Here is a 9873-nt window from a genome sequence, read left to right on the forward strand (position 1 = left end):
GGTTGTGCTCAAGGAGGGAGCATGGCACAACAGTTACCGTTATCATCGGCCTCGTCAGAGGCCGATTTACATTTCCATCAAGCCGCATTACTGGCTTTGTTCTATGTTCGTGGACTTAGCTGCCGCGATGTCAATAAGTTGCTTACGCATGTACCGTTAGCCCGCATGGTTACGGAGCCTGAGTGTTTGCAATGCTACGGCGTAAAAGCCAACATCATTGGAGCCCTTTCAGCGCTTAATATTGCTAACTACAAGCGCAAGATTCAAGCATTCAAACATCAAGGTATTGATGTTATAGCCTTGGGTACGTCTGCTTACCCCGAGCTGTTAGCTGAGTTACCCGATGCACCGCTATTACTGTTTTGCAGAGGCAATACCCAGCTTCTCAAACTACCACAAATCGCGATGGTCGGCAGTCGCAGTGCTTCGCTTGCTGGGAAGCGATGTGCCCAAGAAATAGCCCAGCAATTGAGTGCTGCGGGGCTAACAATCACTTCAGGCATGGCAATGGGCGTAGACGCCATGTCGCATCAGGGGGCATTGATGGCGACAGGTCAAACTGTAGCTGTGCTTGGCACTGGTGTTGATATTTGTTACCCCCGCCGCAATAAAGCCTTACGTGATGATATTTTGACAAATGGTCTGTTAGTCAGTGAGTTTGTGCCCACAACTCCGGCTCGGGCTATGCATTTCCCTAGACGTAATCGCATTATAGCTGGCTTATCGGTCGCTACTTTAGTGGTTGAGGCTGAGCGTAAAAGTGGTTCATTGATCACGGCTGAACTGGCTGCAGACTATAATCGAGAGGTGATGGCTATACCGGGCTCGATTAATAATCCCTATGCCAAAGGCTGCCATAAGCTAATAAAAGAGGGCGCGGCCTTGGTCGAATCGGCAAAAGATGTATTGCTCGAGTTAGGTTTTTCTGCACAAAACAGTCTATATATAAAGAGTGAACCTACTTACCGTGAGGATGAAAACAGCATACTTCGTCATATTGGTTACGAGCCTACTTGCGTTGATGACATTGCTAGTAGTGCCGAAGTACCCATTACAGAACTACTGACGCAACTAGTCGATTTAGAGCTGGAGGGGCTAATAGAGAGCACCTCAGAGGGCTATGTAAAAACAGGGGGCGGGTAATATGTTTGATATCCTAATGTATTTGTTTGAAAACTATATTCACAGCGAGAGTGAAATTTTTGTCGAAGAGAACGTACTCACCGACGAATTACGTAAAGCGGGGTTCAACAACAGCGAAATATTTAAAGCACTGGATTGGTTGGAGCAGTTAGCTCAGTTGCAATATAGTGATGAGCGCCCTTATTTGCATAATGCCCCAACTGGAGCATGCCGTATCTATACCGAATACGAAAGTATGAAACTTGATACTCAGTGCCAAGGCTTTTTGATGTTCCTAGAGCAAATTGGCGTTATAAATAGCACAACTCGAGAGATGGTTATCGATCGCGCTGTAGCACTGGACCAAGAGCAAATTGCACTGGACGATTTGAAGTGGGTGGTGCTGATGGTGTTGTTAAGTGTGCCTGGGCAGGAGCAGGCTTATGCACAAATGGAAGATTTAATTTTCGATGACCCGAACCCAACACTGCATTAAGCTTGATCTCTGTGTTGGGGTCAGTATATTGGGCGCAAATTCACCAAAGTGCGAGTAGTGCGTGAGCAAGATCGACCATTCGTTATTTAATGCTAATCAACATGCTCTAGAGAAAGAATACGAAGTGTGTCCCCAGTGTGGTTGTGAGTTGGTGATGCGGCACTCTAAGAACGGTCCTTTTTTAGGGTGCGCAGCCTACCCGAAGTGTGACTTCATTCGTCCTTTGCACCAACATGACACAGCCGTACTTAAGGTATTAGACGATAATCCCTGTCCTGAGTGTGATTCGCCTTTAGCGGTGAAAAACGGCCGCTTTGGCATGTTTATCGGTTGTACCAATTTCCCTCAGTGCCATTACATCGCCGATCAAAAGCAACAGCAGCCAGAGCAAAACCTAGTAACCTGCCCAAAGTGTCATGATGGTCGTTTAACTAAACGTAGTAATAAATATGGTAAAACTTTTTACTCTTGCGATGCTTACCCCAAATGCAAATACAGCTTGAACTATGAGCCCGTGGCTCATGCTTGCCCTCAGTGTGATTGGCCGGTCATGGTCAAGCGTAATCTTGCTGGGGGACCTGTGTTACAATGTCCGCAAAAGTCCTGTGGGCATAAACAAGCTGAGAACGTGGAGAGTTAGAAGGTGTCAGAGCCAATCACAGTAGACCCGGTTGTAGAAAGCTTACAACAGGGTGAGGTTATTCTTTACCCAACAGAGGCCGTGTACGGGCTGGGTTGCGACCCAATGAACCAACAGGCAGTAGAAAAGCTATTGGCTATTAAGCAGCGTCCGGTTGAGAAGGGTTTAATTCTTATTGCCGATAATTACGGTCAGTTACTGCCTTATGTGGCCGATCACAAAATTCCTATGGATAAGCGCGCTGATATCTTTTCGCAGTGGCCAGGCCCAGTCACTTGGGTGATGCCGGCTGCCGCTGATACGCCAAAATGGCTTACTGGCAAGTTTGATAGCATAGCGGTGCGAGTGACCAATCACCCAACTGTGAAGCGTTTATGCCAAGCCTTTGGTGGCCCTTTAGTGTCAACGAGTGCCAACTTGAGTGGCGAGCAGCCGGTTAGCTCAATTGCGGCTGCGAAAGCGGCGTTTGCCGAACAAGTGGGTTGCTATGTTGATGAACCTTTAGGTGGCCAGCAACAGCCCAGCACCATAAAAGACGCCCTCAGCGGGCAAACGTTTCGAGGTTAATCATGGCATCACAACTTTTAGCACAAGTGAAAGAATACCTTAAAGCGTTGCAGGATGAGATCTGCGCTGGTCTAGAGCAGGCTGATGGCAAGGCACAGTTTGTAGAAGATGCTTGGCAGCGAGAAGAGGGCGGTGGCGGACGTACGCGCGTTATTCGTGACGGCGCTATTATCGAACAAGGCGGTGTCAATTTTTCTCACGTGTTTGGTGCGTCAATGCCGGCATCAGCAACAGCACATCGGCCTGAGCTTGCTGGACGAAGTTTTCATGCATGTGGTGTCTCATTGGTTATTCATCCGAAAAACCCGCATATCCCAACCAGCCATGCCAACGTACGCTTTTTTATCGCCGAAAAAGAGGGCGAGCAGCCTATTTGGTGGTTTGGTGGTGGATTTGATTTAACACCTTTTTACCCTGAACGTGAAGATGTAGAGCATTGGCATCAGGTTGCTAAAGATTTATGCGACCCATTCGGGGAGGATGTGTATCCAAAATATAAGAAGTGGTGTGATGATTACTTCTATTTGAAACATCGTGATGAAACTCGAGGTGTTGGCGGATTATTTTTTGATGATCTTAATGAATGGGGATTCGAAAAAAGTTTTGCCTTTATGCAGGCGGTGGGTAATGGCTATTTAGATGCTTATCTGCCGATAGTCAGTAAGCGAAAAGACACTGACTATGACGAACAGCAGCGCCAATTTCAGCTTTATCGTCGCGGTCGTTATGTAGAGTTCAATTTAGTTTGGGACCGAGGCACTTTATTTGGCTTGCAAAGCGGTGGCCGCACAGAGTCTATTCTCATGTCTATGCCACCGTTGGCGAGGTGGGAATATGACTATACTCCTGCCCCAGGCACTGCTGAGGCGAAACTATACGAGCATTACTTAAAGCCACAGGACTGGCTAGCTATGAGTGAAAAATAGATGGTTTCACGAGGTTGATAGATTCATCAATGTGGTAAGAACATGACAGCCCTGATAAAGCACGTTCATGTTCTTACCATAAGTAGATAGTGATAGTGTTTGTTAACTGTTGTCCAACCTAAAACCGCTAAACCTGTTGAGCTATTAAGGTTCTGATTTCGTCAAGGGTTGTCTCTTTTAATAACTTACCATCTTCAAAAACAACGTCTAAAAGTCCTTGTTGCTCCTCTTGTTCTGATACGTTATCAAATAGGGTTAGTTCACCATCGATACGTTCTACCTTTAACAACCCTTTCGATGATTTCTTTTTAGCGTCTGTTTTGGGGTCTTTGAAGATGGCTAAACGTTGACCATCCTTTACTACACTTGTGGCTTTAACTGCGGAGCCATGTGTATCTCGAGTTACGTATTGGTAGCTATATGAACCAATACCTAAAACAACCTTTGATGCGAAGCCTTTGTCCATGAGTCGTTGTAGTATCTGACGCTGACGACTTAGGGTGATTGCGTCCCCGTAAATTGCGCCAATATGATCGTCCAACAACTTGTATCCTTGAGCCGTAGTCGTGCCACCAAAAATGTCCCAGAGGCACTCTATCAAGCCTTTAACTTCGCACTCCATGAGCCTAATGGTCGAATTATTTTCGAATCCAAAGTATTCACCATTAAACCTGTAGGCCTCATACCCTTGCGAAATTGCTTCTTTTTCAGCCTCGCCCTGGTTCTGAAATAGCTCACTGTAATCTGAGACAGGGGAAACTTTGTATCCTGTGAGTATTTTTACAGGGTCTCCTGAGTCAGGACGAATAACTAACGTACCGTCCCGCATCATAATATCGTCTTTTAATTGTGGGAGATAATCAGTGACTAAAGTCCAAAAATCCCATGTATCAGACACTACGCTTAGTATTCCTTTTGGGGATTGTTCTTTCATTAGGTATTTAAAAAACTCAATTTCTCCCTCCATAATCCAAGAGCAAGTTACCGAGTGTTCTGTTGCATCTACTGAGCAGCCAACTAGTTCTTTATCAACATTTGCACCGTAGTATTTCTCTGCGAATAAAACTGCGGGAATAGTATCTGTGCCAACTAACCCTGATGCTAAATGGCCAAAGCCACTCATGGCAGCTGCATGCTTGCCAAACATTCCCCTGAAGCTGAAGTCATGACCTTGAAATGGCACAAAATCAGCGGGTAATCCCGTTTTAGTTGCAAACTCTTTAAATACTTTGAAATAGGCAACAGAAGTAGTTGCGCTTGTTTGAATTGGCCAATTCTCGCAACTTAACACGGTTTCGATCATATTGGTCAGCCATTGAAAACCCGGTTTTGTATTAACTATTGTGATGGGGGGCACTAAATAAGGAACCAGTGTTCCTTCTGGCAGTGCTTTGATTTTGAGTGGTAAATACCCTAAATCATGAAGATCTTCTAGGTATGTAACATCAACAGAATAGCCAAGCATTGAGCTCATAATTCGCTTATGAGTTGCAACAGCAACTGCTTTATCTTGTTTAAAAAACTCGTTCCACTCTTCTAACAGGTAGCTCTTTATAAAATATTGCAAGCCAACAAAAGCTACCTTGTCATTGTCTGTTATGTTGCTTAGCTTGCCACTTCTAGAAGTATAATTTGCATATACTTCGGTTACACTAGGGTGGTAAGCGCGACTATGAAACTCTTTATAAACATCCTTTTGCATACTTGCAGCTGTAATAGTCATGGTGTTGTCCCTACATCTCAATTATTTGTAAATTTATATCGCTGTTACTTTTAAACTCATTCGCGGGTCTAAAGGAGTCGGTTGTGTAGATGTGATCGATCAGCCCCTCAAACACATCGAGTCCTTTGGAAAAAATTCCATGGGTAATGAACAAAGACACTTCTAAAGCCCCTTCATTCTTGAGTACTTTCGCTAATTCAATAAAGGTTCTCCCACCATCACAGATATCATCTGCGATCAGTACATTTTTACCTTTAACATCGCCTAGTACTTCGGTTTTTATTATGTCGCCCGTTTTGAGATCTCTGACTTTGTGAGCTTGAATTACTTCGGGCACTCCATTAAATTTTTCGGAAATCTTAAGTGTCTTTTTGCTGGCACCAGCATCAGGAGAGATTAGCGTTAGTTCACCCACAGATAAGCGTTTGCTTAACTCTTCACACCGTCCCAGTAACGCGACCTGCTCGATATTGGTTACTCGATGTATTAGAGCTGGTGAGACATCACTGTGTGAATCCCAAATGGTTACTTTTGAAAAGTTTAAGCTGTTAATGATATTTGCCATAACAGCGGCACCCAATGCTTCACCTTCTACACACACTCTATCTTGCCGAGCGTAGGGAAAATAAGGGATCACAAGCTCAATAGTCGTGCTCTTAGCTGTTATTCTTCTTAAAGCATCAACGGCCATCATCAGCCTGATCACTTTTGATGAGTCGTTAAGCCGTTCAAAAATTTCTATTTTTACAGTATGAAGTAATGAGGCTGGGCTGAATCGAATATGTTCTTCACCCCCTGAAAAGCTGAAGTTATCATAATCGAGCTGTGATTTATTACCTGCTGAGTCATAGCTAAGTACTTTCATTTGGCATCCTTTCAATCTTTGTGTCCCATCGACACAAAGAAGGTTATCAAACGTACCTAAATCAAGCAAGATATTTTTTGAGCTAAAGTGCGACTAGCATAGTGGAGCGGTTAACTCTGCTAGTTGAAATTTTTGGGGCTACCAGATATTTTGTCGCTAAGATCTTAGTGTGGATGGGAAAGTGGCTGATAGTTACGATATTAGAAAATATAAAAACCCTCTATTTACAGTTGATAGTGTGTTGTTCACTGTAAAAGATGCGGATTTAAAGGTTTTGTTAGTCAAGCGAGCGAGCGACCCTTTTACCGGTCAATGGGCGTTACCGGGTGGCTTTATTGACATAGATATCGACCATGATGCGGATATGACCGCATTACGTAAATTAAAAGAAAAGACTAATATCGCCCCCCAATATTTGGAGCAATTGCATACCTATTCGGGAGTGAGTCGCGATCCACGAGGATTTAGTGTTACCCTGGTCTACTTTGCGCTCGTCGCAGAGGGAAACGCATCAGCACATGTAGCCACAGTTGATGATGTGAAATGGACAAGTGTGAGGGATTTACAGGATCTACCTGTGGCCTTTGATCATAAATATATTGTAGAGCAGGCAAGGCAGAGGTTGAAGCAAAAGGCTTTGTATTCAATGGTGCCAGTATATTGCTTACCAGAATACTTTACCGTTGGGCAGTTCAAGTCTGTTATCGAAACTATTTTAGGCAAAACTGTACAGCGCAAGACCATTATCAGGCGTATAGAAGCAACTGATATGTTGGAAAAAATGGATGAAAAAGTTAGGTCAGGTGGCCGGTTCGCTCAGTTGTACCGAGTTAAGCCAGGCGTAGATATCGTTAATTTTGAACGCAACCTTAGTACATAATCCTTTGGGGATTATTTTATGGTGACTGCTTAATTTCGGATAAATTGTCCCTAACCTAATAGAGATAACATATTTAGTGCTGGTTTATCATATGACTAGCAAGCTGTGCCAATGATTGGCGCAGGTTTTCTCGCAATACTGGGTTGTCAATTTCTTGATCAAGCGCTTTGTTCATACAATGCATCCACTGGTCGCGTAAGTCTTTATCAATAGGAAAGGGCATATGGCGCTGTCTTAGGCGCGGGTGACCGTATTGTTCTACAAATAAATCAGGCCCACCGAGCCAGCCAGAGAGAAACTCAAAAAACACCTGACGAATTCGGTCTAATGGCTGGGGATGCATATCATATAAAGGTTTCGCGTATTCATCTTGAGCCATAATGTCGTAAAATCGATTAGCTAAGGCGCGGGTCCCTGGCTCACCCCCCATCATATCATAAGGGGTCTGTGACATGGTCGGGTGCTCCGTTTTGGCAGCGGTGGTTGATGAATTTGCATCTTTTTTGAGGATGCGTTTAAGTAACTGCTTCATAGCCTGCTCAATTATTAGGAAAGATAATGGATAAATACGCGGTTTTTGGTAACCCTATTAAGCACTCTAAATCTCCCCTTATTCACCAAGCGTTTGCTCGCCAGCAGGGGGCAGAGGTGGATTACCAGCGCATTTTAGCACCGTTAGAAAGCTTTGAGCAGTCGGTGGCTGACTTTTTCGCCGCCGGTGGCAAGGGAGCCAATGTCACTTTACCTTTTAAAGAGCGTGCTTTTGCGTTGGCTGACACATTAACTGAACGCGCGCAATTAGCGGCAGCGGTTAATACCTTAGTGCTTACTCCGCAAGGCAAGTTAATGGGCGATAACACCGACGGCATTGGCTTGGTCAGCGACTTGCAAAGGACCTTTGGTCAGCTGCGCGATAGACATGTATTGTTACTCGGAGCGGGAGGGGCTGCGAAAGGGGCTGTGTTACCCTTAATTGAAAGTGGTATTGGCTCACTCACGATCGCTAATCGTACCGCAAGTAAAGCACAGCAGTTGGCAGAGCGTATAGATAGCAACGTAGCGGTTCATGGCTGTGGCTTTGCGCAGGTAAGTGAAGGCCCTTTTGATATTGTTATCAACTCCACTTCGTCCAGTGTTCACGGTCAGGTGCCAGATATTGATACTAAGGTAATGCAACACTGCCAGTATGCTTATGATATGTACTATGCCGATCAGCCAACCAGCTTTATGCGCTGGGCAGGTGACATAAACAGTTATGTTTCTTGTGCTGATGGTCTCGGTATGCTGGTGGCTCAAGCCGCTCATGCATTTGCCTTGTGGCGTGGCTTTATGCCTGACTGTGAGCCAGTCATTCGTGCCTTAAGAGAGGGGCAGTTAAAATGAATCAAGCTATCCAATTCGTAGACCGTGTAGAGTACATTAATGGTGTACTCACCTTTTACGCTATGGCCAGTGGCATGCTAATACCCTGCACTATAGATATGGACAATATCGAACGCAGTGATGCGCTTACACACTTTGCGCAATTAAGATTTGACTACGAAGAGGTCGCGCAGCAACTTATCGAAGATGAGGAGTTTACCGCCGAGGGCCAAGTGGTTATTCCACCACTGGCACCACTTCGTTAAGATATTCGTCTTTTAAGCGCACATAATTATCTGCGGATACTTTCAAAAATGTACGTTCGTCATCGCTCAGTGGTCGAGCTTGCTTTGCTGGGCTGCCAACATACAGGTACCCAGACTGCAGCGTTTTATTCGGGGGAACAAGCGCGCCACCGGCGATAATCACATCATCTTCGACGGTGACGTTGTCCATGATAATGGCACCCATACCAACGAGAATACGGTTTCCTAACTTGCAGCCATGGAGCATGGCCTTGTGTCCTACCGTGACATCGTCGCCAATAATAAGAGGGTAACCTTCGGGTTTCGCTTTGCTGGCGCGCGTCAGGTGCAATACCGAACCATCTTGAATATTAGTGCGTTTACCAATGCGCATATAGTTTACATCGCCGCGAGCGGCTACCAGTGGCCAAATACTTGCGTTCTCGGCGACCTCTATATCTCCAACCAGCACAGCTGACTCATGAACATAGGCTGTCTTATCAATATTCGGTGCTTTACCTTTATAGCTTTGTATAGTCATAGTTATCCCTTTAAGGTGATCTTGTTCCACTTTAGCTAGAGCTCTGCCGGAGCACAATAGAGTTGGCGAAAATGTGTTCGGGAGATCGGTTTTCTCCCTAACATGAGGTAATTATAGCGTTAATAACGTAGTAAAAGTGTTTATATAGGCCGGAATTTGAGCGAACGATCCATTTTTTGCAGTTTTCTTTAAAAAAGGGGTTGCGTGGAAATCGAATCTCCCTATAATGCGCATCCACCGACACGGCGGACTGCTTACAAACAAGCACTTCAACGAGTTGGGTGAGTCAAGTAAAACTGAGTTTTAAACAGTGCATTGAAAAGTGCAAACTTCTTAAAATAAAGTGTTGACAATAAAACAGGGTTGAGTAGAATGCACGGCCCTCGAGACGCGAAAGCAACTCGAAACGTTCTTTAAAAATATGAAGCAATCATCTGTGTGGGCACTCGTACAGATTGAGTTCTAACAGCCGATTCTAGTTCGCTAGATGACGCAAACAAATTTAG

At 44.8% G+C, this 9873-nt stretch carries 12 protein-coding genes; 8 read left to right on the forward strand and 4 right to left on the reverse strand.

The features are described 5' to 3' along the window. Window positions 1-21 precede the first annotated feature (21 nt). The 5 genes from dprA (at window position 22) to hemF (ending at window position 3751) form a co-directional block, all read left to right on the forward strand. A complete protein-coding gene (dprA, locus tag MHM95_RS17300; protein WP_239385886.1) occupies window positions 22-1143 on the forward strand; it encodes a DNA-processing protein DprA in 1122 nt (373 codons plus the stop codon). Window position 1144: 1 nt separating this feature from the next. Next, entirely contained in the window at window positions 1145-1618 is a 474-nt protein-coding gene (locus MHM95_RS17305; RefSeq protein ID WP_045980674.1) for a DUF494 family protein, read from the forward strand. A gap of 61 nt (window positions 1619-1679) precedes the next feature. Continuing rightward, complete coding sequence (locus MHM95_RS17310; RefSeq protein ID WP_022946920.1) at window positions 1680-2258, forward strand: topoisomerase DNA-binding C4 zinc finger domain-containing protein; 579 nt, start codon at window positions 1680-1682, stop codon at window positions 2256-2258. A gap of 3 nt (window positions 2259-2261) precedes the next feature. Then, complete coding sequence (locus tag MHM95_RS17315; RefSeq protein WP_022946921.1) at window positions 2262-2825, forward strand: L-threonylcarbamoyladenylate synthase; 564 nt, start codon at window positions 2262-2264, stop codon at window positions 2823-2825. Window positions 2826-2827: 2 nt separating this feature from the next. Beyond that, window positions 2828-3751, forward strand: coding sequence for an oxygen-dependent coproporphyrinogen oxidase (gene hemF / locus MHM95_RS17320; protein ID WP_045980676.1), 924 nt, complete (start codon window positions 2828-2830; stop codon window positions 3749-3751). A gap of 127 nt (window positions 3752-3878) precedes the next feature. On the opposite strand, the gene MHM95_RS17325 is transcribed toward hemF, so the two are convergent. Both MHM95_RS17325 and prs read right to left on the reverse strand, forming a co-directional pair. Further along, window positions 3879-5474, reverse strand: a complete 1596-nt coding sequence (locus tag MHM95_RS17325) for a nicotinate phosphoribosyltransferase (RefSeq protein ID WP_239385887.1) — start codon at window positions 5472-5474, stop codon at window positions 3879-3881. A 10-nt stretch (window positions 5475-5484) separates the two neighbouring features. Then, window positions 5485-6339 (reverse strand): ribose-phosphate diphosphokinase, encoded by an 855-nt coding sequence (gene prs, locus MHM95_RS17330; protein ID WP_239385888.1) that lies wholly within the window; start codon window positions 6337-6339, stop codon window positions 5485-5487. 181 nt (window positions 6340-6520) lie between these two features. Between prs and MHM95_RS17335 the strand changes: the two genes are divergently transcribed. Next, window positions 6521-7219 (forward strand): NUDIX domain-containing protein, encoded by a 699-nt coding sequence (locus tag MHM95_RS17335; RefSeq protein ID WP_239385889.1) that lies wholly within the window; start codon window positions 6521-6523, stop codon window positions 7217-7219. A gap of 73 nt (window positions 7220-7292) precedes the next feature. Here MHM95_RS17335 and MHM95_RS17340 read toward each other — a convergent pair whose 3' ends face one another. After that, a complete protein-coding gene (locus tag MHM95_RS17340; protein WP_239385890.1) occupies window positions 7293-7751 on the reverse strand; it encodes a group II truncated hemoglobin in 459 nt (152 codons plus the stop codon). A gap of 26 nt (window positions 7752-7777) precedes the next feature. On the opposite strand from MHM95_RS17340, the gene aroE reads away from it, so the two are divergent. Further along, the gene (gene aroE, locus MHM95_RS17345) at window positions 7778-8602 is read left to right on the forward strand and encodes a shikimate dehydrogenase (protein ID WP_239385891.1); all 825 of its coding nucleotides are present in this window, start codon (window positions 7778-7780) and stop codon (window positions 8600-8602) included. Beyond that, complete coding sequence (locus tag MHM95_RS17350) at window positions 8599-8847, forward strand: DUF1488 family protein (protein ID WP_138509980.1); 249 nt, start codon at window positions 8599-8601, stop codon at window positions 8845-8847. The genes aroE and MHM95_RS17350 overlap by 4 nt, the downstream gene beginning before the upstream one ends. Here the strand turns inward: MHM95_RS17350 and MHM95_RS17355 are convergent. Beyond that, the gene (locus MHM95_RS17355) at window positions 8819-9367 is read right to left on the reverse strand and encodes a gamma carbonic anhydrase family protein (protein ID WP_151172251.1); all 549 of its coding nucleotides are present in this window, start codon (window positions 9365-9367) and stop codon (window positions 8819-8821) included. The two genes, MHM95_RS17350 and MHM95_RS17355, sit on opposite strands and share 29 nt — an antisense overlap. Window positions 9368-9873 lie beyond the last annotated feature (506 nt).

It is taken from the genome of Pseudoalteromonas sp. CnMc7-15 (assembly GCF_022347925.1).
Lineage (GTDB): Bacteria > Pseudomonadota > Gammaproteobacteria > Enterobacterales > Alteromonadaceae > Pseudoalteromonas > Pseudoalteromonas ruthenica.